The organism is Aquimarina sp. U1-2 (genome assembly GCF_017897595.1).
In the GTDB taxonomy this organism is placed as follows: domain Bacteria; phylum Bacteroidota; class Bacteroidia; order Flavobacteriales; family Flavobacteriaceae; genus Aquimarina.
On the sequence record NZ_JAGKIK010000004.1, the window covers coordinates 232,517 to 258,467 of the forward strand.

The window sequence follows — 25,951 nt, forward strand, 5'->3', positions numbered from 1 at the left end:
CTATTGAAGAAAAGCATCAATTCTGGTAATTTTTCATAATAGAATACAAGAAAATTGCCTATCTACCTTTAACAGGCAGCTATCTCTAATAGCTTTTCGAACTCAAAACCCTATGTAATCCCGAACGTAATAGAAGGGCTCGGTATATTTATTCCATTGTTTGAAACACTTTGATTGACAGATTTGTAATAAACAACGGGTAATTTAAGTAAATTTTACTTTGTATTTCGAATTTACAAAGAAATCACACCCTCGACCTTATCGGTAACTTCTTTATATTTCTCAATTACCTGGTCGGGATTTTTCATTCGTACTTTAATAGAAACACTAGTGTATTTACCGTTTTTAGACTGTTTTGTAGTGATTACAGCACCCATATTATCAAAAATACCTTCAACTTGTTCAATTTTTGAACTATGAGTGGGTACAATAAACTTATATAAATACGCTGTTGGCCAAAGTGATGTTTCGGTGAGTTGAGTTTTAAGTTTTTTGTAAAATTCTTCTGAATCGTTTGAAGTAGACATATATCAGATTTTTGATCAAAGATACGACTAATCACTTATAAAAACAGCTAGTCTCAAGAAACAAATGATAGAATTACATCTCAAGATCGAATCTTTTTCTAAGTGTATCGTATTGTGCTATGGTATCAATATCCATTCCAATATCGATAGCATCAATAACACCAACCTGGTTGCTATAATTTTTTATAATATGTCTTGCTCCATAATCTAAATGTAACGCTTCCAATTCATCAAAATAATGTTTTGAAAAAATCGCCGGGACTCCAATTTTGGCACCCAAATTTGAAGCAACAATAGAATTGGTTCCCGACTCAAAACTTGTAATTAACGCATTCAAATGATGAACAGTAATAACCGGCTGATCAATAATAGAAATTAAAACAGCCTCGCATCCAGCAACTTTGCGTTTAATTGTTTGCAGTCCTAAACGTATAGAAGAACCCATACCCAAAGACCATTTTTTATTATAAATACTGGTTATAGCATAATGAGAAATTTGATTATAAATTAACTCATAGTTTGCCCCTAACACTACAAAAACGGGCGTGTTCTCTATTGATAGTGCTCTAGTGATCGCATGACCTATTAATGATGTAGTACCCCAGGGTAATAATTGTTTGGGCGCTCCCATTCTGGTAGAAGAACCGGCGGCAAGAATAAGATGAACTATGTTAATTTTTTTTTGAAGAGACATGCAAAACTATCGTTTACTCGATACTCAAGATTTAAATGCTTGACGGACTTATCTAGAAATAGAAATTAGTTTTCAGCCGGATGCCTTATAGACTTTCGTTCACTAGTATCATGAATAGCCCCTGACTTTTCTTGTAAAGAAATAGGCAATTGTTCTCGAGTAACCGCTAAAATTTCTGAAATAATAGAAATAGCTATCTCTTCTGGAGTCTCTGCACCTAAATTTAATCCCGCAGGACCGTGTATAATATCTAAGAACGCATTTGAAACATTAGGGTTGAATTCAATTAGGGCTTCCAGAAGTTTCTCTCGTCTTCGAGCAGGTCCAAGTAAGCCAATATATGCAGGTCTTAAATCGGTTAGTGAACGAAGGTACAACAAATCCTTTGCGAAGTTATGCGTCATAACTACAAATGCTGTTTGATTATCTACGTTCTCAATCAACAAATTTTCAGGAGCATCAGCATGTATATGCGAAACTCCCGGAAAATCTCCTAGTTGTTTAGGATTGTTTGGTGAGCATATGACCTCTACTAACCAACCCGTAACAGAAGCCAGTTTGCACAAGGTTACTGCATCATGTTCTGCGCCTATAATTATCAATCTAAAGCATGGTAACATCTTGCTTACAAAACGTTTTAAGGCCAAGCTGCTATTTGGTAGCATATTTGATCTTTTAGAAAGTTTAATATCTTCTTCATTTAAAAATTGAACTGAAGAACCTATATGATGGTGTTCACCTTGTGTTTTTGTATATACTGAAGAGATTTCGAATACTTCTCTATTCTTTATATGTTCTAAAATGCGAAGTGTAGCCGTAGAGTCCATTTCCAACAGTTCTATTAAGATATACAGCACCCCTTCACAACCTAATCTGTATTTCCCGTCATACGTCATGATTTTGGAAGTCCCTGTCTTAAAAACCGACTGTGACTGCTTGAATATTTCCTTCTCTACACACCCCCCACTTACTGCTCCTTTGGTCGTTCCGTCTTCCAAGAGTAACATTCCTACACCAGGTCTCCTGTATGAAGAACCTTCGATTTCGACAACTGTGGCCAATACAGCGTTCATTTTTTGCTGTTTAACCAACGCATAGGTTTCTATGATTTCTTTAAACTCATGTGTCATTGATTATTTATCCTAGAGGCGCTTTAGCATTCATATACTTCATAAAAGGCTGCTTATACAATCGAATTCCTTTTGCCGCCTTAATCGCATTAGCAACTGCAGCACCGGCAGGAGGCAATGTAGGTTCACCTAAGCCCGTTGGAGCCAATTCATTTTCTATAAAATGAGTCTCTACAACAGGTGTTTCATTTATTCGTATTAATCGATACGTATTAAAGTTGTTGTGCTCTGGTTCTCCGTTAGCAAATGAAAAATCACCATACATGGCATGACCAATACCATCGATAACCCCCCCTTCTATTTGATTTTTTGCACCCAAAGGATTCACTACAATACCACAATCTACAACACAAGTTACCTTTTTGACTACAGGCATATCATTTTCTAGTACTACATCTGCAACTTCAGCTACATGTGTATTATGACAATAATAGGCACTAAACCCTTGATAAACATCGTCATTTGCATTTCCCCATCCCGACTTGTCTACAGCAACATTAATGACCTTTTCCAAACGCTCTGGAGAATATTGGATTCTCTCATCGGTAGTACCTTTCACTTTCTGAAGCAGATCCAGGCGTAATTTAATACGGTCTACTTCTAAAATTTCAGCCAGTTCATCAAAAAAGCTTTGCTCTGCAAACGATAAAAAGTTGGTGTAAGGTGCACGCCAAGCTCCTGTAGTGATATTACTATCGTAGGCCGCGACATCAACCTGATAATTTTCTATAGCACCCGCCGGAAAGAAGTTAGGGATAAGTCCGTACATATTCGAATTAACAGAAGCTTCTTTTAAATGATATCCTGTAATTTCACCATCTTTTACAGAAGCGCTGATCTTATATTTTATAGAAGGTCGATAAATTCCTGCGCTCATATCATCCTCTCTGGAATATATTACTTTAACGGGTTGTTGCGCTAATTTTGATATTTCTGCTGCTTCTAAAGCGAAGTCACCGTATAATCTTCTTCCAAAACCACCACCCATGCGGGTCATTTCTACAGAAACTTCTTCAACATCTCGTTCTAATAATTCTGCGACCCTTTTTGCAGTTCCTGCCGGGGTTTGAATGGGACCCACGAGTCGAACTTTATCGGCAGTCACATCAGCAAAAAAGTTCATAGGCTCCATACAATTATGAGGTAAAAATGGAGATTCATATACCCTCTCGATTACCTGATCTGCAGCGGCAAATGCTTTTTTTATATCACCATCTGCTCTCATGGTTTTAAATTCATTTCCGTTAAGAAGATCTGTAAGAATCTTATCATGTGTTTCAGAATCTTCTAATTTTGAATCAGAAGTCCAATTCGCCTTGAGCATTTTCTTAGCTTTCATAGCGCTCCAAGTATCTTTAGCTAATACGGCAACTTTATCCCCAAACTTTATAATTTTCTCAACTCCAGATACTGTTTTTGCTTCGCTATCGTCATAATCCAATAACTTTTTACCAAAAGCCGGAGGTCGAAGTACCACTGCATGCATCATCCCTTTCTCTTTATAATCTAATCCAAATAATGGTTTTCCTGTGATAATTTTATCCAAATCAACATTCCAGGCATCTTTACCTATAATTTTAAAGTCCTTAGGTTTTTTTAGAGTTACATTTTCGGGTATTTCGAGTAAAGCCGCGTCATTTACAACATCGCCATATCCTAATTGTTCTCCATTAGGATGAACTATGATCCCATTTTCTGTTTTACAATCGGCAGCATCAATACCCCATTTGGCTGCTGCTGCATTAATCAACATTTGCCGGGCAGTTGCCCCCGTTTGTCTTAAAGCCTCCCATCCGAAACGGATAGATTGGCTTCCTCCTGCTACCTGACGCGTAAAGTTTTTGGTATCTAGGGCACCTTGTTCTACGTGTACATTATCCCATGATACATCTAATTCTTCAGCAATAATCATAGGCATAGATGTTTTTACTCCCTGTCCTATTTCGGGGTTTGGAGAAAAAATAGTGACCATTCCATTATCTGCAATCTTTATAAATGCATTAAAATCATTAAAATTTAACTTAGAAATATCAACGGGTGGCGTTGCCTCTGGCTTGCAAGCTTGAAAAAGATTAAATCCAATTAAAACTCCGCCCCCAGCAAGTGCAGACGTTTTTATAAAAGACCTCCTGCTCAAAGAAGTTGATGCTATATTTTTCATACGTTTAGATGTTTTTAATTGTTTGAAAATGAAATAACCAAAAAATTGAGAATTAGTCCATTTTACTGGCAGCAAGCGCTACGGCTCTTTCTATTCTATTGTAAGAAGCACATCTACAGATATTACCACTCATGGCATCGCGGATATCAGATGTACTCGGATTAGAGTTCTGGTTTAAAAATGCTGTTGCAGACATTATCTGACCGGCCTGGCAGTATCCACATTGTGGTACATCAATCTCTTTCCAGGCTTGTTGCACGGGGTGTGAGGCATCTTCAGATATCCCTTCAATAGTTGTAATATTCATATCCTGAACCATAGAAACTTTAAGCAAACAGCTTCTGGTCGCAGAACCGTCTAGATGTATGGTACAGGCACCACATTGGCCGATACCACAGCCAAATTTTGTACCTACCAAGTCTAATTGGTCTCGTAACACCCATAAAAGTGGCGTGTCTTGGTCAGCCTCGACAGTCTGAGAACTACCATTGATTTTTAAATTGTAAACAGGCATGAGTTTTTGATTTTATGATGATGTTCTTTTTAACTGGTCTAAATAAAGCATTATAGACCATCTTTGGTATAAAAGTTAAGAAAATTCGTTTTATCAATTTAAATTTTAACAGAGCTTTATAGTTCTACAGTACAGTATTTTTTAAATTCTTTTATTATTCCGAAATTCGCAAAAAAAAATCTCTTGACACAAAAAAGAATTGTAATAACAGGTGCGCCGGGTACGGGCAAAACCTCAATTGTGGTTCAACTCGAAAAACTCAATTTTTTCTGTTTTCACGAGGTGATCCGTCAGATGACACAGGAAGCCCAAAACAATAATGAAGCCTTACAAATGGTTTCTAATCCGATTGTATCTGTCGCTGATCCTTATCAATTCAATACTACTATTCTTGAAGCTAGAGTGCAACAGTTTAAAGACGCTTCGTTTTACAAAAAAGACATTATATTTTATGATAGAGGAATTCCTGATGTGATTGCTTATATGGACTATTTTGAACAATCGTATGAAAGCTCGTTTACAAATAGCTGTAAACGATATCGGTACGATTACATTTTTATATTACCCCCTTGGAAAGAAATTTACAAAGCTGATGAAGAACGCTTTGAAAGTTTTGAACAAGCTCAGGAAATTCACCACCATTTATACGATACGTATACCCAATTAGGATACCATTGTATTGAAGTTCCTTTTGGACATGTTGAAGAGCGAAGTAATTTTATACTGCAAACCGTATCATAATTATATATGCATACTTCGCTAGACATATTAAAAAAGTATTGGGGATATTCTAGTTTTAAACCATTACAAGGTGAAATCATCGATTCGGTTATAGAAGGAGAAGATACTTTTGCGTTATTACCGACCGGGGGCGGAAAATCTATCTGCTATCAAATACCGGTTATGATGAAAAAGGGTATTGGCGTAGTGATTTCACCGTTAATCGCATTAATGCAGGATCAGGTACATCACCTTCAAAAAAAAGGAATCAAAGCAATTGCCCTTACTAGTGGAATTAAGTACGCTGAATTAGATACCTTATTAGATAATTGTATTTATGGAAATTATAAGTTTTTGTATTTGTCTCCAGAGCGGCTTCAGCAAGACATTGTTCAAGAGCGCTTAAAGCAAATGAGTATCAATCTTATTGCTGTTGATGAAGCCCACTGCATTTCACAATGGGGTAGTGATTTTAGACCTTCTTATAAAAAAATAAGTGTACTTAGAGAACTTTTTCCCAGCATACCCATGATCGCCTTAACTGCTTCGGCTACAAAAATAGTAGTGGCAGATATTATAAACGAATTAGAATTATTTCAACCAAAAATCTTCAAACAGTCTTTTTACAGATCTAATCTTGCATACCGAGTTATACATGCTGGGGATAAACATCATAATATTCTTCAAATACTTGAAAAGCATCCCGGAAGTTCTATTATTTATACCAGAAACAGAAAGACTACAATCGAATTGGATGATTTTCTAAATGACCATGGCCACCGCACTACATATTATCATGGTGGTGTTGATGCTAAAGAAAAAACCAAAAGATTTAAACAATGGATTACTAATGATATTAGAATCATGGTTGCCACCAATGCTTTTGGGATGGGGGTTGATAAACCTGATGTAAGAACGGTCATACATTATGATATTCCTGAAAGTATTGAGAGTTATTTTCAGGAAGCAGGAAGAGCAGGAAGAGATGGGAAATTATCACATGCATTTTTATTAAAAAACCAAAATGATCATCAAAGATTACACAATCAGTTTATCAAAGTACTGCCTAATATTGAAGCAGTAAAAACCATATATCGTAAACTTTGTAATTATTTTCAGATATCGTATGGCGAAGGCGAACACACTACCCACGAGTTCGACTTTAATTCATTTTGTAAAACCTACGGTTTTGGCACACTTCTTACCTACAATACGCTTCAATTTTTGGATCGCTGTGAGGTTATACGATTCACACAACGTTTTAGTCAAAAAAATCATCTTCAAATAATAATTAGTGGTAGTCAAGTATTAAGATTTATAGCGAATAACTCGACTTACGAATTGATTATTAAGACTATCTTGAGATCGTACAGCAATATTTTTGACGAAAAGGTTGCTATTAATATTCCTGATCTAGCGTCAAAGACCGATATAGATGAAAAAGCAATTATCGCAATACTTAATACACTTCAAGAACAAAAAATTCTTGAATTTTCTCATCAATTATCAGATGCTGTACTAATTTTTCTAGTTCCCCGGGAGGACGAGCGTACTATTAATAAGATCAAACCAATTTTGATCGAACAAAACGAATCTAAGATTAAAAAAGTACAATCCATTTTGAAATTTTCCCGAGATCATACGAAATGTAAAAGCAGGCAATTACTTCATTATTTTGGCGAAAAGGATACGTTTGATTGCGAAATCTGCAGTTTTTGCATAGATGCAAAGAATCTTAATATTAACAATATTTCCCAAAAACAAGTAGAGACTGATATTATAAAACTGCTTACGGAGCGTAAAATGTCATCAAGAGACTTAACAAAGCAATTACACTACCCTGAAAAATTAGTTTTACAGGTCTTACGAAAGATGAATGAGCTTCGAATCATAAAAATTAATCACGATAACAATTATCAAATAGGATAACGATATATAAACATATCCTACCGATATGATTAAAATAAGTATATGCGAAAACGAAGTGGTACAATTACTTATTTTCATTGAATTATAAAATTTTTTGATTGTCTGTTATTATACCTAAAATTTAACTGAGAAATCATCCTGAATTCATTTCAGGATCTCATGAAGTTTATTTTCAGTACATTGAGATAAGAAGATGAAACGAGTTCAGCTTGACGCAAACCGTTTAGGTTAAATTACGGATATTCGTTTAAAATTTTAAACAGATGAAACGAATAGTAATAAATTTTAAAAATTAATTTGCAAAAGGGAATGTCTAAAATTTTTAATGTGAGAGCGTAGCAGTTACATACGTTCTCAATTTTTAATTATTCCGTTTTCAAACAATTAAAAAGATTTAAACGTATGAAAGATTTAAGAATTGTATTTATGGGTACGCCTGATTTTGCTGTAGAAACCTTAAAGGTTATCTTAGAAAATCAATACAATGTCGTAGGTGTAATAACCGCTCCAGATAGGCCAGCGGGTAGAGGTAGAAAACTAAAAGCCTCTGCAGTCAAAGAATATGCGTTATCAAAAGGTTTAAAAATTCTTCAGCCCACTAATCTAAAAAACGAAAAATTTATAGAAGAATTAAAAGCTCTAGAACCCACTCTAAATGTAGTTGTTGCCTTTAGAATGCTTCCTAAAATAGTGTGGGGGTTGCCAGCATATGGCACATTTAACTTACATGCTTCTCTACTTCCGGATTACCGAGGCGCTGCACCTATTAACTGGGCAATCATCAATGGAGAAAAAGAGACAGGGGTTACCACTTTTTTTATAGATGAAAAAATCGATACAGGTCATATCATTTTACAGGAAAAGGTAACTATCGGTAAAAATGACAATGCAGGGCATTTACATGATGTATTAATGAAAGAAGGAGCACAATTGGTAGTACAAACTCTTGAAAGAATCAAAAATGATGATCTTGTAGTACTACCACAATCGAAGGAGGATACCTTTAAAACTGCCCCAAAATTAAACCGGGATAATACAAAGATCGACTGGAATCAGAAGCTATCTACCATACATAATCTGATCAGAGGCTTAAGCCCTTATCCCGGAGCCTGGTCAGAAATGTGTAATAATGGCACAAGTCAAGCTGTAAAAATTTACGAGGCTACACCGTTATATGAAACACACACTTTTGATACAGGAAAAATAATCATAGAAAATTCAGTAATCAAAGTGGCTACTGCTGATGGATTTCTAAACGTTAAAAAAATTCAATTACCAGGGAAAAAAGCCATGGAAAGCAAAGCCCTACTCAATGGATATACTTTTTTTAGTGATGCCAAAATGAAATAAACTATCTTGGGGGTAAGCCTTTAGAATGTTTAAACCCGGATGACGCATAGAATTACATAATGAGGGTTACATCTCGATTGTTAAGTAAAAATTATAGCAAATCAATAAGTAGTTTTACTATTATGTCTAAAACTTTGAACTTAAAAAACACAGTTATATCACTTCTAAAATCGGAATGTTTTGGTGTCGAAGAGTTTACCTTTGTTCGGTTCGAGGACAAGATATTTGAAATTCTATTGAAATCACCTTTGTTTATTAACAATCGCCCTGAGTTATCAACAAATCCTTGTATTTACTGGGCTAATCCTTGCATGAATGATAAATCCGTATAAATTTGTAAAGCGTTTAACAAAAAGATTGGTTTAACCAACAATTAATTTAAAAACAGAATTATGAACAAAACAGAATTAATCGATGCAATGGCAGCTGACGCTGGAATCACTAAAGCAGCGGCTAAAAAAGCTTTAGAATCTTTCTTAGGAAACGTAGAAGGAGCTCTAAAAAAAGGTAATCGTGTTTCTTTAGTCGGATTTGGATCTTGGTCAGTTTCTAAAAGAGCTGCAAGAGAAGGTAGAAACCCTCAAACTGGGAAAACTATCAAAATCGCTGCGAAAAACGTTGTTAAGTTTAAGGCTGGTGCAGATTTATCTAGTTCGGTAAACTAATCAGTTCGTTTCGATATTAAAGTACAAGCTCCTGGTTTCAGGAGCTTTTTTTATGGTTTTAACACAAAAAAAACATGACTTCTTTGATTATTAGAAATATTTAATTAGATTTAAATTAGTAAATTACCTCGGGGCCAGTCCACGAGGCATTCGTTGAAAACAGTTTTTCAATTTCGAGGCAAACCTTAGGGTGGTATACTCTTTGGCGGTGCCAATCAAAACCATTACATGATTTCACTTCAACCCTCTAAAGGACATTTGTTGATTGCTGAGCCTTCTATAATTGGTGATGTATCTTTTAATCGCTCTGTCGTTTTACTTGCCGACCATAGCGAACAAGGATCTATTGGTTTTATTATGAACAAACCATTAGATTATTTTTTAGCCGATCTCGTTCCAGAAATTACATCAGAGTTTAAGATATATAATGGCGGACCTGTAGAACAGGATAATTTATATTTTATTCATAAGGTTCCTGATTTAATTCCGAATAGCGTTGAAATTTCAGGAGGTATTTATTGGGGTGGGGATTTTACAGTCGTCTCTGAACTTATATCTCAAAAGAAGATAACCCCTAATGAAATTCGTTTTTTTCTGGGCTATTCTGGCTGGGATTCAAAACAACTTAATCAAGAACTTGAAGCAAATTCGTGGGTGATCGTTGAAAATAATTACAAAAAGAATATTTTCGGAAAATCCTATGATACCTTTTGGAAAGAAAAAATGATTGAACTTGGTGGAGACTATGTACTTTGGTCGAATGCCCCTGAAAATCCTACTTACAATTAGTTTCCTAATCTGACTTTTGTATTTAAAATTCCCAATACTCTTTTGCTAGTGGCATTGTTATATTCTTTCTTTCTAAACTTATGAATGGGTTGAATTCCCTGAATCACGTTGGTAATAAATAATTCGTCGGCTTTTTGTAATTCGAAAGGAGAAATAGAAGCTTCTTGTACTTCATATTCAGATATATTTTTTAAAATTCTTAAAAGCTGAGTTCTCAATACACCTTTAAGACAACCATCTGAGATTGGTGGTGTTTTTATCACCTTTCCTTTTACCAAGAATAAATTACCGTTTAATGCTTCAATAATCATTTTATTAGCGTTCATTAATAAACAATTATCAAAACCATTTTCCTTTGCAAAAATACCCGCCAAAACATTGACCACCTTATTGTTTGTTTTTAAGGTAGAAATCAAATCGGCAGCAATATAATGATCTTTAAAAAGTGATACTTCGTAAGGAGTGTCATTTATCGTATAAAAATTAGATGGTAAGTGTGATGCAGTAATGGCATATGCTACCTCGTTAGAGGTAGGTGTATACAATCCTTTTGCAACTCTATGCACCATAAGTTTCACGCGAACCGAAGCATCAGAAAGATGGTTTCTTTCGATAAGATTCAAAATTTCTTGCTCCAAAAATTCTGGCGTAAATTGCATGGGAATTTCCATTCTCAAAATGCGCATTGAGGCCATTAGCCTAAAATAATGATCTTCCCAAAATAAAATTTGCTTCGCATTAACTCTAATCGTTTCGAATAAGGCATCTCCATAAGCATATCCGCGATTATCTATATGAAAGTGTGCTTTGTCGTTTTCTAGTAGTATTCCGTTACTATTAATCATAAAAAATACCTGTAAAAAAGCGCTTACAGGAAATAAAATTAAAATTTAAAAGAAGAATTTACGCCGAACCTAGTACATGTTTAAGATTGCTTATCATATTATCCCAAAGCATTTTATTCTCGTCTATCTCGTCATCATCAGAATAGTCTGTTACCATAAGCGATACATCTTTGGTGATTTCATCTACTTGAATACGCATTTCAAAAAAATAATCATTTCCTTCCTCCTCATCTTCAACCCATCTAAATTTGATACGCTCACCACTTTTCTTACTCAATAGTTTTGCTTCCTCTTCAGAATCATCCCAGATAAATGTAAAGAGTTCTCCTCTTGAATTTACGTTATCTGCAAACCACTCTGAAAGTCCAGAAGGTGTAGAAATATATTGATATAATAGTTGTGGTGATGATTGTACCACAAATTCAAGTTCATATTTTGTTTTTTCAGACATATTATTAATTGTTGATAAGCCAATATATAGATTAATTGTCGACTTTAAAAGGACATTGAAAAAAAAATTAATTCTACTTTATTGTTTGTGCCATTGTATTTTGTTTTTATATTTGCACCCGCATTTATTATTAATGTAGCATCTATTTGGCGAGGTAGCTCAGCTGGTTAGAGCGTTGGATTCATAACCCAGAGGTCGGGGGATCGTGCCCCCCCCTCGCTACGGTAAAAATAATATATGTTAGACAAAAAAAGGGTTGCTAAATGCAACCTTTTTTTATTAGTACTATCAAAAGAATTTACTACCCCAGGATATGCCGAAAAACTTAAAATGTGTCTAACGAATGCCTCATAAACTTACTAAGCAGCAGTTTACTTTATTCGTCAAACACTTCTTTACTTTTTACTATCCTAAATTACATTTTGGCAGAAAGAGCATTGATTTGTTTGGATTTAACTTCCATATATTGACTTAGCTTTTCGATTTCTTCACCGGGAAGAATGCTCATCAAACGGTTATATTGCCTAGAGAGATCACTACTTGCATTACTTAGCTTTAAAAAAGAGTCCATATCATTGGCCTCTACTGCTTTTTTGTAATTGGCAACATATCGTTCGTAATCTTTAATATACTTTTTTGCATAACTATTACTCGTTCTTTCAAACGTTCCGGGAATACGTATTACTGCATCATCTTTTGCCGTTTTTCTTTTGGTATTATTTTTCTTTTTCTTTTTTGTGTACGACTTCTTTTTCTTTTTAGTTGATGCATTTTTAATAACCACTCCCTTATTTTCTCCCTCAACATAGGTTGAATCCACAGGATATTCTACGGCCTCAAAATTTGTAGCTTTAGGATCTTTTTTACACGAAAAAAATAAAAGAAGTACTACTGTACTTAAAAAAGGAATACCGATGTTCTTTATCATAATTTCAATTTTCAAAAAACTAATTGTTATCAATTACCTATTTTGATGATGTGTGCTTTTTTTGCCTTAATTTACTAAAATATTATCGTAATACCACTTTTAATTCTTCAAAATCCATTTCTTTTTGTTCTCCATCCCTCATATTTTTTACAGTGAATGTATTTTTATCAATTTCTGAAGTACCTACCATAACGACAAATTCGATACCCCTTTTATCGGCATATCCCATTTGTTTTTTCATTTTGGCCTGGTCGGGGTATAATTCTGCTACAATGCTTTCATCCCTTAGTCTATTTATAGCTGTAAGAGCATACATTGCTTCCTTTTCACCAAAATTTATAAATAGGGCTTTGGTTTGAAGGGCTACCGTTTTTGGAAAAAGATCAAGTTCTTCTAGTACAAGATAAATTCTATCTAATCCAAAAGAAATCCCTATACCGCTAACATTATTTAACCCGAAAATACTGGTCAAATCATCATATCGACCACCGCCACCTATAGAACCAATGCTTACCTTTTTTGGAGCAGCTACTTCATAAATAGCTCCTGTGTAATAATTTAGCCCTCTTGCCAGCGTAACATCTAAATCAAGAGAAACAGTTTGTAAAGGCATCTTTTCTATAGAATGAATTACAAATTCTAATTCCTCTACACCACGCATTCCTTCTTCAGAGGAGTTCAGCAGGGTTTTTAAGCTTTCTATTTTTTCTGATGTTGTTCCTTTAAAATTAAAAAGCGGCTGTACTCGTTCTAGGGCAGATTTGGCGATTCCTTTTTCAAGCATTTCTTTTTTTACTCCTGCTTCTCCAATTTTATCAAGCTTGTCGAGAGCAACCGTAAAATCAATAAGTTGATCTTTTGCCCCTATTACTTCGGCAATTCCGGATAATATTTTACGATTATTGATTTTAACAGTTACACCAGGAAGCTGAAGTTTGGTAAATACTCGATCGTACAAATGCACAAAATCTACCTCTTGCCACAAGGAAGTACTTCCAACAACATCTGCATCGCATTGATAAAACTCTCTAAACCTCCCCTTTTGAGGTCGATCTGCCCTCCATACCGGTTGAATTTGATATCGTTTAAAAGGAAAAACTATATCATTTTGATGCTGCACTACATATCTTGCAAAGGGAACGGTCAAATCGTAACGAAGCGCTTTTTCACTAATCTTATGGGTTATTTTTGCACTATCTTTACTATTAAATACTACATCATCTACCTTTTTTAAGTAGTCGCCACTATTTAATATTTTAAATATGAGTCGATCTCCTTCCTCACCATATTTCCCCAGCAATGTTTCACTATTTTCAAAACTTGGTGTTTCGATAGGACGAAAACCAAATAACTCAAATTGTTCTTTTATAGTATCAATTATGTAATTTCTTTTTGCTACTTCTACAGGCGAAAAATCTCGGGTTCCTTTAGGCAATGATGGTTTTTGTGCCATTTTAAAAAATTTATAGGTTTAGGTTTTTCAATTTCAGGACGTGACAGGCTATATATACAATGAACCTTTAAGTTGAAATTCAAAACCAATAAGGCTGCAAATATCCTAAAAAAAGTACAAAGACATTTCGAGCCCCCAAAAAAATATCGAATTTTAAGTAACTTTAGAAACTATAAAGCGTCTTACTATACCAGTTCTGCTTTTTATTAGAGCAATTTTAAAGTGGAAGTGGTATTATACAATCAAACAAAGAAAACTCTCATGTTTTCACTTTTTAAGGAAAATATACGTATAGCATTAGATGCGATAAAAGGTCAGGTTTTACGAACCGTGCTTACTGTTCTTATTATTGCTATTGGTATTACTGCTCTGGTAGGGATTCTAACTTTTTTAGGAGCATTAGAAAAAACGATAACAGGGGATTTTGCTGCTATGGGAGCCAATACCTTTACTATTCAACGCTATGAGTTTACTACCAGAAATAATAGGGAACGAAAGCTAATCAATCCAATTATTAGTTATCAAAACGTAAGAGCTTTTAATGAACGTTATGCATATCCTTTTACAAAGACTTCAATTTATTTTACAGGAACACGTAACGCTGAAGTAACCTATGAAAATGAAAAAACCGATCCAGAAGTTACAGTTCTAGGTGTAAATCAAAATTATCTTGAAAATACCGGAACTGAAATCGATCAAGGAAGAAATTTTACTTTTTTTGATATTGAAAATAATAATCATGTATGTTTGATAGGATCCGATTTTACGAAAAACCTTTTTAAGAATATACGTCCGATAGGACAAACCATAAGTATTCGCGGAGTTAAATTTAAAATTATCGGACTACTAGAAAGCAAAGGAGCGACCTTTAGAAATAATCAAGATTTGAAAGTACTTATCCCTTTACAGGTTGCCAGGTCTATTTTTACGCTACCTAATATTAATTATAATATTAGCATTAAGGTAGATGATAAACAGTTTTTGGAAGGTGCTCAAGACGAAGCCATTGTAACATTTAGAAATATACGAAGACTAAACCCCATAGAAGAGAATAATTTTGGACTTGAACGTAGCGATGATCTTCTAAATCGTATATCTAGTATAACGTCTTATTTATATTATGCCGCCTGGATCATCAGTATAATTACCATTTTTGGATCGTCTATAGCGCTTATGAATATCATGCTCGTTTCAGTTACAGAGCGCACCAGAGAAATTGGAGTTAGAAAAGCTCTTGGTGCAAAAAAACATACCATTTCTGGTCAATTCTTTCTGGAGACCGTTATTATTGGTCAATTTGGCGGAATTATTGGTATTGTGCTTGGTATTGCGGTTGGTGCTCTTGCAGCATCAATTTTAAGTTTTGAATTCAGCACTCCTTGGCTAGCTATTTTTGCAGCCGTGGTTACCTCTTTTCTTACAGCGGTAGTATCAGGGGTATATCCTGCAGTGAAAGCAGCCAAGCAAGATCCTATAGCATCATTACGATATGAATGATCAATTATTTATACATTTACCTAGACAAAGAAGAAGTTTATAATTCCTATTTTAGCTGTTCTACCAGCTTGTCCTCTTTCCAAAACCCTGTTGTCATATCACCTTCCTTATTAAAAAATCTTCCGGATCCACTGCGCATATCATTTTTCCACTGTCCGGTATATTTCTCGCCATTTGGCCAGTAATATGTTCCTTGACCTTCTCTCAAATCATCTACATATTCTCCCTCATAGCGTTGACCATCGATCCAAAAAAAACTACCCTTACCATGTCGCAAATTATTTTTCCATTCCCCCTCATAACGACTACCAGTATCAAGTATGGCGATACCAAATCCATTAGCCTTTCCATCTTTTACCTCTCCTACGTAATACAGAGAGTTTCCCTTTTTGCTTTTAAATGTTAAATACTCTCCAAAAGATTTTTCACGAAGCTGATTTTTAATATTGTTCAGTTGAATTTTAGTTTTTTCTAGCGCAAAATTTAAGGAATCATAACTGTTAGCACCTCGCAAATTTTCTTGAGAGGAAGTTAAACTCGTTTGACTGTCAAAAATAGAATCGAATTCTTGATACTTCAGCTTGATTCTATCCTTCATTTTTATGAGCTCCTCTGTAAATTGAATGCGACCATTTATGACAAAATTATCTTCTGGAGCGATATAATTCTTGATATTCTTATATGCTGAAAGTGCTTCTTGATACGAACCTTTTGACAGTAAGCTATCCACTTTTCCTAATTTTTGATAATTTTCTTCAAATTGTTGATGCTTTTCTTCTACAAGTTCTAATTCTTTCACTCTTTTTAATAAATACCCTGTTCTAAATATAAAAAAAGCAGCGATTACTGATAAGGTTATCAGCAGCAGATATATAGGGTATTTTTTACGTTTCTTTGTCATGCCAATATAATTAATCGTTTAAATGGATAGAGGGTAATTTGTTCTTTACCTTTCTAAAGTCTGGAGCGAAATATAGATGTGTCCTAATCGTCCAGTTTTGCTTATAAATCCCACCATTGTCTAATGTCTGGCCTTGAGAATACATCAATCCTGCAGCGACAGTTAATCTGGGAGTGATGATATATCCCAAAGTCGTATTAAGTCGCAAATCTTCCATAGGACTCGCCACTACAGCTTTACCACTTTGCATAATAAGCTCTGCTTCTGGCGAAATATATAACGTTTTAGGTTTCAATTTAGGTTGATTTAACGGAATTTTCATCCGAAACATGTATCGATATCGATTTCTGTAAATATAGCTACTATTTTCTGCAAAACCTTGAGTCCAACGATGTTCAATACGAATTCGGTGATAGATCATTGCACTTAAAACAGGCATTGCAAATTGATATTGATGCCATATTCGCCATTCTGGCACCAAGTTTCGATCATTCGAATTAGAGTCGGTATTAAAATTGAGACGTAACACCCCTCCTAAGCTCATGTTAAATGATTTCGAATAAATATACCCTATAGCATGACGATTGTAAATTTGACCAATTTGCCCTATGAACGGGGTGTCTTCGGTTTCTTCAAATCTGAAATGCGTTTGAGCTACCCAAAAAAGTCGTTTTGAGATTCTAATATTGCCATACGTATTAAGCCAATATCTTGTTACCGGGTCTTTAAATTGCGAAGTCTCTGGTAAAACCTCTGGTTCTTCTTGCGCAATTAAAAATATAGGAAAAATAAAAGCCCCTAATAAGCTCTTAATTATAAAACAATGTAACCTACTCCTACTCATTTATCTTCTACTGCTTTATAGGTTACACCCAAAAGATTCATTACGGTTTTTGGATTTTTTACCCTTCTAAGTTTTCGCTCTAACTTATATGTATCTTCCTTTCGTAAAGCTTTCAGTTTGACAAAAATGTCTTCAAAAATTTGGTGTTGATCAACAAAAGTATCACAATGGGGTTGCTTACCAATTTCTGTTAATAGATATGGAAGCAGGATTTTATCATAAGCATCATAAATTCTTTTCTTAACAATCTCATTCATTGTGGTTGACGTAAAAGGATTCCACATCGGCTCGGTATAGAGTTTTTCTATAGTTTTTCTTTGCTCTGGAAGTTCTGCAATTCGCAAAATCAGATGCTCTATATCTGAAAAACAAGAATTCAAATTTTTAACCAGACCAATCTTTCCTTGACTCTGGTTTTGATTTGAATAGTCACTTAAAATTTTATTGATATAGTTATTTAGACCAACTAAAGCTTCTTTGCTTTGCGATGGCAGTGTTGTTTTTAAAGAATTGATCGTATCAGACAGTTTTTTGGCCTTTTCAATAAGTTTCTCTTCTTCTTCTAAAATCTTTTCCTGCCTTTTTACCTTTGAAATTCTTTTTTCTAAAGAAGCATCAAAAGCATCTAATAGGTGTTTAATAGCAGTAGTAAGCTGAGTCAATTTGGAAATATCTGTTCCATCTAACATTAAATACTCATCTTTTGATACTAAAGGGGTTAAGAATTCTTCAAAACTTTGAACCGATGGTGTTATAGAAGGTACACCTTTGGGAAAAAGATAGGTTATTAATTGATTTCTTTGTTTGTGATGAAGAAGATCGTGTTTATGATAGTAAACTAAATTATCAAGAGGCACTATGTATTTTTGCAAAATTTGTTCTGTATCATTAAACAAATTAGCCATTACGGGGTTTGATAATTTTGATATATTCAATTGCGTATTATCTAAAATCGAAGTGGTAATTTGCTTACAATGTAGTATTGTAGTCGTAATTTGATCCAAAGCCTCTTTTTCTAAAGACGTTAATGGATAATACGGAACTTTAACTTTGGATAGTGTAATTTTTACAGATTCACCTAAGTTCGATAGAATGCGCTCTATACGATCATAATATCCATCATTTTGTAAGAGTAATGCTCCTATTCCTTCTGTAAGAAATTGGTTTTGATTATAATGAACCTGAGAAAGTTTTAAAATATCGATATACCTGTCATCCATGTGGACTGTAACCAAATCTTTCTCGATATTCTTGAAAATAGGTATATCGGTTTTTTGACCGTTGCGGATCACCTCGACCAGATCGAGTTTTCCGTGATCAAAATACCAATGTTCAGCATCATCGATACCTTCTTTTGGAAACAAAGACCATTGATCATGGGCATATCCATTTCTTAAAAACCTACCAACCAATGAAACCTTTGGTGTTTTTATGCGAAGGTTCTTTTGCGGAATACCATCATTAAGTTCTACTTCACTAAGAAACAAAGTTGAAATTACATCAGAGTCTTTAATACTATCACTACGTACCGACCAGAGTCCTTGAGGTTTGCCGCTGTCAAATCTACCTTTAACCAGCTCTTTCAATCCGTTAAGTTCTATCACGTACTTATAATCAACTACACTAGATTTTGTGTTAGGTTTGAACTCTCCGAACGTAAATTGCCAATTTTTGACGGGTACATTATTGCTGAAAGCCCCTATAAAAGAAAAGAAGCGTTTTTCCTTTTCATTCAAATTAGATGTATTAATATCTTTTTTGAGCTGAAAAATTCCATTTAGTAATGTATCTCTATCCTTAAGTATATAATTATAGTTGGCGATACCACTATATTCTTCAATTTTCATGGGTCGCTCCACTCGTCCCGCATCAATGGTAGAAGATTGATTTTGAGAAAAACACATGAATATCCAAAAGAACATCAAACCAATTACATAAAGGTCCTTCTTAACATACGGTTTATTTGATATACAAAACATTTGGAGCTATTTATAATCTAGTATTTAGAACTAAAAAGGTCTAAAAATCGCAGCAAATATATTAAATGAAATGATATTCTTTTACACAAATAAAAATTACCTTTTGTTTTGAAAGAAAGCAACTACGATTTTGTTAGTTTACTAAAGTATTGATACAAATCTCCTTTGGTAATATTTGCCCCTTGCTGAATCAATTTGAATATATCAAGATGTTTATCATCTCCATACGATTTGGAAGCATTGTAGAAGACGACATCGTCGTTAAGTAAATTATCTTGTAACCATTGATAACCTTTGGTAGTAGTTATGTCAATGGTTTCATTTTCTACTTTTACAGCGATCAATTGCATAACATCATCCTTAAGCTCAAATAAATGAATCTGATCCTTTGAAAAATGCTCCAGATACCTAGCATTGGTTAACACTTTTTCCCACACCAAATCACTAAAAACATCGATTTCTTCTTCTGCTACACTAGGTGTATCCATTTTGATAGTATTCCATTCCTCTGCAGTTATGGATTGAGTAGCCAAAAATTTGATAAACTCAGGATGAAGTTCTTCTAATTGTTCTTTGGTTAGTCTTTGATATTTCAATTCTGACAGATTTAAATAATAGTAAAATTGATGCAAAAATAATCATAAATACTGAGTTGAGAAGTATTTGGTATTGAGTAGTTTAGTATACATAAAATTGATTGTTCGTTAGTATACCTAAAATTTAACTGAGAAGTCATCCTGAATTCATTTCAGGATCTCATTAAGCTTATTTTCAGTACATTGAGATGAGAAGCTGAAACGAGCCTGTGCTGAACTCGTTTTAGTATTCAGCACAGGTTTGTTTCAGAGTCTCGATTCGCATAGTGTCAAAAACTAAACCTTAATGAGATGCTAAAGTAAACTACCTCGGGGTATTATACCCTTTGGCGGTGCCAATAAATTTAGCATGACACGACTTTGGTATTATACCTAATTGAATATATATCGTAATCCAAATTGCATTTGCCATCTGGATTGTAAGCTCGCATCTACACCAAAAGTTTCTGTAACGCCTTCGTCAAAAGTATAGGTTGGAACATTTGTATTAGGATCTACACTAACACCAAGCACCTGAGCATTATTAGGTTGTTGTACTAATCCCCAGTCAGAATTAATTAAATTTCCAATATTTAAAACATCAATACTTAATTGTATCGTATTTGTTTTATCATTAATATTGAAATTAAAATCTTGTAGTACTTTGACATCTACCCGGCTTCTCCACGGTGCAATCGCTCCATATCTTTCTGCATAACGACCTCTGTTTTCTCTGAGATAATCATCTTGCTGAATGTAGGCCTCAAAAGCTTCTGCCTGCCCTGCCTCACTAAAGTTCATTAACTCAATTTCAGAAGCTGTAGGAATATAAATTAAATCATTAACATTAGACCCGCCTGCACCTGGGAAAGGTAAAGCTCCGTCGTTATTAATATCTCCGGCGTATATATAATTAAAACGCCCTCCTTGTGCAAATTCTGCAAATCCAGAGATCGTGGTAGCATACTTTTCATTACCGTATGTCCATTTTTTTGAAGCTACGGCGATTATTCTATGATTATCACCATATTTTGAGTTAGCCAATACATCATTATTTACATTACCTAAAGCCGGATTACCGTTAAAAGCATCGCCGGTAATTTCGGCTTCAATTGAATTTACATCTTTGGCATCTAAATAGCTATAGGCTATACTCGCATATAAATTATTTGAAAACCTTTTAGCAGCCTTGAAAGAGGCATTAATCACTCGTCCCTGGTTAGAATTGGTTAATACGTATGCATTATTCTCTCCCCTATCATTGGCTCCATAAATTGGTCGGTTATCTACTCCCTGTAGTGTTTCGGTAGGTCTACGAATACCCCAGTTTTGAACATGCACAGCATTAATATCATTGGTATATGCAAAATCACCTGTTAAAATGATACCATTGGGTAATTTGTAATCTATCCCGAGACTTGATCTAAACACCTGCGGAAATTGAAAATCAGGATCTACCAGTTGGAAAAATGCGTCGTCTGCACCACTTACCTGGTTCCCTAACCATACAAAAGGCAACCGACCTGTAAAAATTCCTGTTCCACCACGTATTTGAAGCGTTTTATTATCAAAAACATCATAATTAAACCCTAAACGTGGAGATAACAATACTCTATCTGTAGGTAAGATAGTAGAATCTAGTGTAACTTCTTCATCGGTATCTGGATTAAAATATACAGTTTCAAGGTTTCTAGTTGCTCCATTGTCGGTATCGATATAGTCCTGAATCAATTCATCGGTATTAAAATATAAAGGTTTATCAACTCGAAGACCATAACTTATTTTCAGTCGTTTATTAATATTCCATTCATCCTGAAGATAAAAAGCCAACTGCCCAACCTTTAGCTCTGCAAGTCTCCATCCCCCATCAACCCCATCACCTAGAGCATTCCTAGTGGCAAATACATCTTGCGCAAACGCTAGATTCGTAGCAAGAACCCCGTTAGGATTTGCGGCGTCGGCTAAAAAATCTGCTACAGAAGGGTATTCTCCTCCTAAAAAGGTTCCCCTATAGGCAGCAGCTCCGAAATTATCATAAGCGGCCAAATTGAAAGAGTTTTTAAACGAAAACATTTCGAAAGAAACCCCTGCAGTGAGCGTATGATTTCCTAGAAAAACATTCAGATTATTCGTTGCCTGAATCACTTTTTGATCGAGCTTATTATTAATAGAGAAAGGCTCGTGACCTGCAATAATGTAATTAGAACCCGATGCTTCGTCTTGAATCGTAATTACTGGTGCAGGAGATGAAAATGGATTCCTAAAATCATCAAAGTGCGTATATCCAGCTTGAAACTTGTTTGCAAATTTGCTAGAAAAATTAGAATTGATCTCTAATTGAAAAGAATTGATATTATTATTTATTTCGTAACCCGAATTTCTAAATTGTAGTGTGGCAGCGCTTGGCCCCCTGGGCGTAATTGCAGTGGGATTGGCCGGCTTCTCTTTTGAAGCTCGTAAAAAGTTGTAAATAATAGCAGCCCTGTGTTTATCATTAATATTCCAATCTAACTTAAAAATACCTTTTGTAGATGCTGCATCCAGAGTAAACCCTTGGTAGGGACCTGTTTCATATCCTAAATTTGCCAAGGCATTACTTACAGCAATCATATCAGATTCTAATACTCTAGATTCATTTATAGCTCCGCTACCTGTATTAGGAAGCCAGGGTGTTCCTAAGTCTGTTCGCTGATCTCTTTCAGCATTTACAAAAAAGAACACTTTATTTTTGATAATAGGTCCGCCAAAGCTGAAACCGTATTGCGTTTGTTCAAGATCAGATTTAAACACATCATCCCCTTTTATTTTACCACCTGTTAGGTCTTCATTTCTGAAAAATCCATATGCGGTACCCGAAAAATTATTGGTTCCACTTTTGGTTACTGCATTTATTGAAGCGCCTGTAAAACCTGCCAGAGTTACATCATAAGGTGCTGTTAATACCTGGATTTGTTCTATGGCATCTAGAGAAATAGGTTGTGCGTCTGTTTGACCCCCGGGAGTAGCAGCATCCAGCCCAAAAGGATTATTAAAAACGGCACCATCAAGGCTAAAGTTGTTAAACTGATCATTTCTACCTCCAAAAGAATTGCCGCTCGCGGTTGGTTCTAATCGAGTAAAATCTTGTGCGGATCTAGAAATAGTAGGCAATGTTGTTAATTCTCTTCGCCCTACATTTGTTTCGGCTCCAGTACGCTCACTACTAAAAGTTGAGTTTTTATTTGATGTTATTATTACCTCTTCTAATTGATTATCATCTTCAACCAGGATCACATCCAAATTAAAGGTCTCTCCTAATTGAAGGAAAATATCATCGATTAGTTGTTTTTTAAATCCTACGTAGCTAATAGTTATTCTATAGGGTCCACCAACTCTAAGGTTATTTAGATTAAAACGCCCATCAAAATCTGTCACTCCACCATAAGTTGTACCTGTAGGTGTGTGTACAGCGCTTACATTAGCTCCTGGCAACAATTGATTTGTAGAATCGTAAACAATCCCAGAAATATTAGCTGTTGTAATTTGGGCATGAGATCCATATCCTATCGATATGATAAATAGTAAAAGTATAAGTTTTTTCATTACTAAAATTTTGAAATCGTAATATGTTAATTTAATGTAAAATTAAAATAAAAAAATCGCTCAGTAGAGCGATTTTTCTTAATGTTATAAAGCAGTTATTAACGGGTCTATTTTCCCTGTGCTACGATCTCAAAGGCAACGGCCTCGACAACCTCTCTGTGTAAACGAACAGACGCTTCATATTGTCCCAGGCGCTTGATAGTACCTCCAGGAACTGAGATAAACTTCTTTTCTATATCCACACCCTCTTTTGCAAAAGCCTCAGATACATCTGCACTAGAAACAGAACCAAATAATTTGTCTCCTGTTCCAACTTTGGCAGCTATTTTGATATCTAGATTGCTAAGCTTTTTGGCTATTTTTTGAGCATCTTCAATAGCTTTCTTCTCTTTAAAAGAACGCTGTTTAAGCGTTTCTGCTAATACCTTTTTTGTCGAAGGAGTTGCCAACACAGCAAAACCATTAGGTATAAGATAGTTACGACCGTAACCATTTTTCACCTCTACTACATCGTCTGCAAATCCTAGATTTTCAACGTCTTTCTTTAATATAAGTTCCATAATGTTACGACGAGTTTTATTTTAATAAATCACCAACATATGGCATTAAAGCCAAGTGTCTAGCTCTTTTTACGGCTACACTAACTTTACGTTGATACTTTAATGAAGTTCCTGTTAAACGTCGAGGTAACAATTTACCTTGTTCGTTTACAAATGCCATTAAAAAATCTGGATCTTTGTAATCTATATACTTAATACCAGACTTTTTGAAACGACAGTACTTTTTATTTTTGGTAGTATCTATATTAAGAGGAGTAAGATATCTAATCTCTCCGTCTTTTTTACCTTTTGCTTGTTGTTCTATAGATGACATTTCTTAAGCTTTTTGTTTGTTTCTATTTCTTCTTTTTTCTGCCCAGGCAATAGCATGTTTATCCAAACGCACAGTAAGATAACGCATAACACGCTCATCACGTCTAAACTCTACTTCCAAAGGACTGATAGCCTCACCCGGAACCTGAAATTCAAATAAGTGATAAAAGCCACTTTTCTTGTGTTGGATAGCGTAAGCAAGCTTCTTTAGCCCCCAATCCTCTTTAGAAATCATCTTGGCACCGTTAGAAACAAGAATGTCTTCGTATTTCTTAACTGTTTCCTTTATCTGGTCATCAGATAAAACGGGATTCAAGATGAAAACAGTTTCATAATGATTCATAAAATATATGTTTTAATTAAAATTGGGTGCAAAAATAGTACTATTTTTTGGATTATTCAATAGGGTTACTCTTAAAAAGTTGCGAGAAAAACTAAAAGAATGTATTAATGAAATAATCGATATAAAACAGTAATTATAGATATAAAACACTATTTATCGACATAAAACACATTCTATCGATATTTTAGAAGAATATACTTACATTTATAGAAATTATTAGTACTATTGCATAGCATTAAAACCAATACAATGAAAAAGCCCCTAATCAAATGTGGTGTAGTCGAAGACTCTCAATTGCAACGCCGTACCGTCATTAATTTAATAAAAAAACATCCTAATTTAGAACTTATTGGCGCATGGAACAATGCCATTGAAGCCAAAAATGGGTTACTCGACATAGAAATCGATGTGCTATTTTTGGATATTGAAATGCCCATCTTAAATGGTTTTCACCTACTGGATAACTTAGAATGCCAACCTCATGTTATTATTGTAACCGGAAAATCAAAATATGCGCAAAAAGCTTTTGATTATCAAGCTGTCGATTTTTTAAAAAAGCCTCTAAAATCGAATCGTTTCTCTATAGCCATAGATAAACTTTTAAAATTACATTTCCACAATACAAACATAGAAACTGAAAAAAGTGCTCCATCTATATTTATAAAAAGTGGTGTAAAACAATACAAAGTATATTTACAAGACATCTTATATGTGTCTGCAATGGGCGATTTTGCAAAAATTCATTTCGAAAAAGACAGTCCGTTAATTGTAGCCGGAACGATGACATATCTGGAATCACTATTGCCCGAACAACAATTTTTTAGAATACACAGATCCTTTATCGTGAATCTGGAAAAAATAGAACGTTTTACCACAAGATATTTAGAAATAAAAAATGAAGTCATCCCAATAAGCAGGCAAAAGAGACGAGAACTCAAAAATGTTTTATATTAGTTCTGCATTATGACAGAAATAGTAAAGAAAAACGTCAATTCGCATGGTTTTTCGTAATAACTTCTAGATTCCGCTCAAGATAACATGAAGAAAAATTAGCCTATCCTCAACTTGATTGGGGATATCGAGAATAGCGTTTCGGATCCAAAATCCTAAGTCATATTTTGCTTTTCGAAGGGCTTGATACACTTTTTCTTCTGGTCGAAGCATTGGAATTGACGGATAATGTATTTTTAAAAAAGGCTAAG

The 25,951-nt window shown here is 34.7% G+C and carries 24 protein-coding genes and 1 tRNA gene; 8 read left to right on the forward strand and 17 right to left on the reverse strand.

Annotated features, from left to right (window positions below):
• Positions 1 to 233: 233 nt before the first annotated feature.
• The 5 genes from J8281_RS07685 to J8281_RS07705 all read right to left on the reverse strand — a co-directional run bounded on the left by J8281_RS07685 (position 234) and on the right by J8281_RS07705 (position 5,026).
• On the reverse strand, positions 234 to 527 hold the full coding sequence (locus J8281_RS07685) for a DUF493 family protein (RefSeq protein ID WP_210197034.1): 294 nt from the start codon (positions 525 to 527) through the stop codon (positions 234 to 236).
• 73 nt (positions 528 to 600) lie between these two features.
• Positions 601 to 1,221 carry an NTP transferase domain-containing protein gene (locus tag J8281_RS07690; protein WP_210197035.1) on the reverse strand — a complete coding sequence of 207 codons (621 nt, stop codon included), beginning with the start codon at positions 1,219 to 1,221 and terminating at the stop codon, positions 601 to 603.
• Between the two features lie 65 nt (positions 1,222 to 1,286).
• Positions 1,287 to 2,351, reverse strand: coding sequence for an XdhC family protein (locus J8281_RS07695; RefSeq protein WP_210197036.1), 1,065 nt, complete (start codon positions 2,349 to 2,351; stop codon positions 1,287 to 1,289).
• Positions 2,352 to 2,358: 7 nt separating this feature from the next.
• Complete coding sequence (locus J8281_RS07700; protein ID WP_210197037.1) at positions 2,359 to 4,512, reverse strand: xanthine dehydrogenase family protein molybdopterin-binding subunit; 2,154 nt, start codon at positions 4,510 to 4,512, stop codon at positions 2,359 to 2,361.
• Positions 4,513 to 4,564: 52 nt separating this feature from the next.
• Positions 4,565 to 5,026, reverse strand: coding sequence for a (2Fe-2S)-binding protein (locus tag J8281_RS07705; protein WP_210197038.1), 462 nt, complete (start codon positions 5,024 to 5,026; stop codon positions 4,565 to 4,567).
• A 183-nt stretch (positions 5,027 to 5,209) separates the two neighbouring features.
• On the opposite strand from J8281_RS07705, the gene J8281_RS07710 reads away from it, so the two are divergent.
• From J8281_RS07710 to J8281_RS07730, 5 genes are all read left to right on the forward strand, one after another.
• On the forward strand, positions 5,210 to 5,767 hold the full coding sequence (locus J8281_RS07710; protein WP_210197039.1) for an AAA family ATPase: 558 nt from the start codon (positions 5,210 to 5,212) through the stop codon (positions 5,765 to 5,767).
• Positions 5,768 to 5,773: 6 nt separating this feature from the next.
• Positions 5,774 to 7,675, forward strand: coding sequence for an ATP-dependent DNA helicase RecQ (locus J8281_RS07715; RefSeq protein ID WP_210197040.1), 1,902 nt, complete (start codon positions 5,774 to 5,776; stop codon positions 7,673 to 7,675).
• 402 nt (positions 7,676 to 8,077) lie between these two features.
• Complete coding sequence (gene fmt, locus J8281_RS07720) at positions 8,078 to 9,025, forward strand: methionyl-tRNA formyltransferase (protein ID WP_210197041.1); 948 nt, start codon at positions 8,078 to 8,080, stop codon at positions 9,023 to 9,025.
• 392 nt (positions 9,026 to 9,417) lie between these two features.
• Positions 9,418 to 9,690 (forward strand): HU family DNA-binding protein, encoded by a 273-nt coding sequence (locus J8281_RS07725; RefSeq protein WP_210197042.1) that lies wholly within the window; start codon positions 9,418 to 9,420, stop codon positions 9,688 to 9,690.
• Positions 9,691 to 9,918: 228 nt separating this feature from the next.
• Positions 9,919 to 10,479, forward strand: coding sequence for a YqgE/AlgH family protein (locus J8281_RS07730; RefSeq protein WP_210197043.1), 561 nt, complete (start codon positions 9,919 to 9,921; stop codon positions 10,477 to 10,479).
• Here J8281_RS07730 and J8281_RS07735 read toward each other — a convergent pair.
• Together J8281_RS07735 and J8281_RS07740 are read right to left on the reverse strand one after the other, a co-directional pair.
• Positions 10,476 to 11,324, reverse strand: a complete 849-nt coding sequence (locus J8281_RS07735) for an aminotransferase class IV (RefSeq protein ID WP_210197044.1) — start codon at positions 11,322 to 11,324, stop codon at positions 10,476 to 10,478. The genes J8281_RS07730 and J8281_RS07735 overlap by 4 nt on opposite strands.
• A gap of 58 nt (positions 11,325 to 11,382) precedes the next feature.
• A complete protein-coding gene (locus J8281_RS07740) occupies positions 11,383 to 11,775 on the reverse strand; it encodes an START-like domain-containing protein (RefSeq protein WP_210197045.1) in 393 nt (130 codons plus the stop codon).
• Between the two features lie 148 nt (positions 11,776 to 11,923).
• Here J8281_RS07740 and J8281_RS07745 point away from each other — a divergent pair.
• Positions 11,924 to 11,997 (forward strand) — tRNA-Met (locus J8281_RS07745).
• Positions 11,998 to 12,190: 193 nt separating this feature from the next.
• Here the strand turns inward: J8281_RS07745 and J8281_RS07750 are convergent.
• Complete coding sequence (locus tag J8281_RS07750; protein WP_210197046.1) at positions 12,191 to 12,703, reverse strand: hypothetical protein; 513 nt, start codon at positions 12,701 to 12,703, stop codon at positions 12,191 to 12,193.
• Between the two features lie 82 nt (positions 12,704 to 12,785).
• The gene (gene hisS / locus J8281_RS07755; RefSeq protein ID WP_210197047.1) at positions 12,786 to 14,156 is read right to left on the reverse strand and encodes a histidine--tRNA ligase; all 1,371 of its coding nucleotides are present in this window, start codon (positions 14,154 to 14,156) and stop codon (positions 12,786 to 12,788) included.
• A gap of 261 nt (positions 14,157 to 14,417) precedes the next feature.
• On the opposite strand from hisS, the gene J8281_RS07760 reads away from it, so the two are divergent.
• Positions 14,418 to 15,653 carry an ABC transporter permease gene (locus J8281_RS07760; RefSeq protein WP_210197048.1) on the forward strand — a complete coding sequence of 412 codons (1,236 nt, stop codon included), beginning with the start codon at positions 14,418 to 14,420 and terminating at the stop codon, positions 15,651 to 15,653.
• A gap of 46 nt (positions 15,654 to 15,699) precedes the next feature.
• Here J8281_RS07760 and J8281_RS07765 read toward each other — a convergent pair whose 3' ends face one another.
• From J8281_RS07765 to rpsF, 8 genes are all read right to left on the reverse strand, one after another.
• Positions 15,700 to 16,554: an MORN repeat-containing protein gene (locus J8281_RS07765; protein ID WP_210197049.1), complete on the reverse strand. Its 855-nt coding sequence runs from the start codon at positions 16,552 to 16,554 to the stop codon at positions 15,700 to 15,702.
• A 10-nt stretch (positions 16,555 to 16,564) separates the two neighbouring features.
• Complete coding sequence (locus J8281_RS07770; RefSeq protein WP_210197050.1) at positions 16,565 to 17,398, reverse strand: DUF2490 domain-containing protein; 834 nt, start codon at positions 17,396 to 17,398, stop codon at positions 16,565 to 16,567.
• A complete protein-coding gene (locus tag J8281_RS07775) occupies positions 17,395 to 19,377 on the reverse strand; it encodes a hypothetical protein (protein ID WP_210197051.1) in 1,983 nt (660 codons plus the stop codon). Before J8281_RS07775 ends, J8281_RS07770 begins: the two co-directional genes overlap by 4 nt.
• 122 nt (positions 19,378 to 19,499) lie before the next feature.
• Positions 19,500 to 19,973 (reverse strand): DUF6495 family protein, encoded by a 474-nt coding sequence (locus J8281_RS07780; RefSeq protein WP_210197052.1) that lies wholly within the window; start codon positions 19,971 to 19,973, stop codon positions 19,500 to 19,502.
• Positions 19,974 to 20,345: 372 nt separating this feature from the next.
• On the reverse strand, positions 20,346 to 23,534 hold the full coding sequence (locus J8281_RS07785; RefSeq protein WP_210197053.1) for a carboxypeptidase regulatory-like domain-containing protein: 3,189 nt from the start codon (positions 23,532 to 23,534) through the stop codon (positions 20,346 to 20,348).
• Positions 23,535 to 23,641: 107 nt separating this feature from the next.
• On the reverse strand, positions 23,642 to 24,094 hold the full coding sequence (gene rplI / locus J8281_RS07790) for a 50S ribosomal protein L9 (RefSeq protein WP_210197054.1): 453 nt from the start codon (positions 24,092 to 24,094) through the stop codon (positions 23,642 to 23,644).
• A 16-nt stretch (positions 24,095 to 24,110) separates the two neighbouring features.
• Positions 24,111 to 24,407, reverse strand: a complete 297-nt coding sequence (rpsR, locus tag J8281_RS07795) for a 30S ribosomal protein S18 (RefSeq protein WP_073312677.1) — start codon at positions 24,405 to 24,407, stop codon at positions 24,111 to 24,113.
• Positions 24,408 to 24,410: 3 nt separating this feature from the next.
• Positions 24,411 to 24,749 (reverse strand): 30S ribosomal protein S6, encoded by a 339-nt coding sequence (rpsF, locus tag J8281_RS07800; protein WP_210197055.1) that lies wholly within the window; start codon positions 24,747 to 24,749, stop codon positions 24,411 to 24,413.
• Between the two features lie 249 nt (positions 24,750 to 24,998).
• Here rpsF and J8281_RS07805 point away from each other — a divergent pair, with 249 nt between their 5' ends.
• Positions 24,999 to 25,703: a LytTR family DNA-binding domain-containing protein gene (locus J8281_RS07805; protein WP_210197056.1), complete on the forward strand. Its 705-nt coding sequence runs from the start codon at positions 24,999 to 25,001 to the stop codon at positions 25,701 to 25,703.
• The last annotated feature ends 248 nt before the right edge of the window (positions 25,704 to 25,951 follow it).

Bases quoted from the DNA above. Each gene is read 5' to 3' on its own strand.
- J8281_RS07685 (WP_210197034.1), bottom strand. From the start codon at position 527: ATGTCTACTTCAAACGATTCAGAAGAATTTTACAAAAAACTTAAAACT.
- J8281_RS07690 (WP_210197035.1), bottom strand. From the start codon at position 1,221: ATGTCTCTTCAAAAAAAAATTAACATAGTTCATCTTATTCTTGCCGCC.
- J8281_RS07695 (WP_210197036.1), bottom strand. From the start codon at position 2,351: ATGACACATGAGTTTAAAGAAATCATAGAAACCTATGCGTTGGTTAAA.
- J8281_RS07700 (WP_210197037.1), bottom strand. From the start codon at position 4,512: ATGAAAAATATAGCATCAACTTCTTTGAGCAGGAGGTCTTTTATAAAA.
- J8281_RS07705 (WP_210197038.1), bottom strand. From the start codon at position 5,026: ATGCCTGTTTACAATTTAAAAATCAATGGTAGTTCTCAGACTGTCGAG.
- J8281_RS07715 (WP_210197040.1), top strand. From the start codon at position 5,774: ATGCATACTTCGCTAGACATATTAAAAAAGTATTGGGGATATTCTAGT.
- fmt (WP_210197041.1), top strand. From the start codon at position 8,078: ATGAAAGATTTAAGAATTGTATTTATGGGTACGCCTGATTTTGCTGTA.
- J8281_RS07725 (WP_210197042.1), top strand. From the start codon at position 9,418: ATGAACAAAACAGAATTAATCGATGCAATGGCAGCTGACGCTGGAATC.
- J8281_RS07730 (WP_210197043.1), top strand. From the start codon at position 9,919: ATGATTTCACTTCAACCCTCTAAAGGACATTTGTTGATTGCTGAGCCT.
- J8281_RS07735 (WP_210197044.1), bottom strand. From the start codon at position 11,324: ATGATTAATAGTAACGGAATACTACTAGAAAACGACAAAGCACACTTT.
- J8281_RS07740 (WP_210197045.1), bottom strand. From the start codon at position 11,775: ATGTCTGAAAAAACAAAATATGAACTTGAATTTGTGGTACAATCATCA.
- J8281_RS07750 (WP_210197046.1), bottom strand. From the start codon at position 12,703: ATGATAAAGAACATCGGTATTCCTTTTTTAAGTACAGTAGTACTTCTT.
- hisS (WP_210197047.1), bottom strand. From the start codon at position 14,156: ATGGCACAAAAACCATCATTGCCTAAAGGAACCCGAGATTTTTCGCCT.
- J8281_RS07760 (WP_210197048.1), top strand. From the start codon at position 14,418: ATGTTTTCACTTTTTAAGGAAAATATACGTATAGCATTAGATGCGATA.
- J8281_RS07765 (WP_210197049.1), bottom strand. From the start codon at position 16,554: ATGACAAAGAAACGTAAAAAATACCCTATATATCTGCTGCTGATAACC.
- J8281_RS07770 (WP_210197050.1), bottom strand. From the start codon at position 17,398: ATGAGTAGGAGTAGGTTACATTGTTTTATAATTAAGAGCTTATTAGGG.
- J8281_RS07775 (WP_210197051.1), bottom strand. From the start codon at position 19,377: ATGTTTTGTATATCAAATAAACCGTATGTTAAGAAGGACCTTTATGTA.
- J8281_RS07785 (WP_210197053.1), bottom strand. From the start codon at position 23,534: ATGAAAAAACTTATACTTTTACTATTTATCATATCGATAGGATATGGA.
- rplI (WP_210197054.1), bottom strand. From the start codon at position 24,094: ATGGAACTTATATTAAAGAAAGACGTTGAAAATCTAGGATTTGCAGAC.
- rpsR (WP_073312677.1), bottom strand. From the start codon at position 24,407: ATGTCATCTATAGAACAACAAGCAAAAGGTAAAAAAGACGGAGAGATT.
- rpsF (WP_210197055.1), bottom strand. From the start codon at position 24,749: ATGAATCATTATGAAACTGTTTTCATCTTGAATCCCGTTTTATCTGAT.
- J8281_RS07805 (WP_210197056.1), top strand. From the start codon at position 24,999: ATGAAAAAGCCCCTAATCAAATGTGGTGTAGTCGAAGACTCTCAATTG.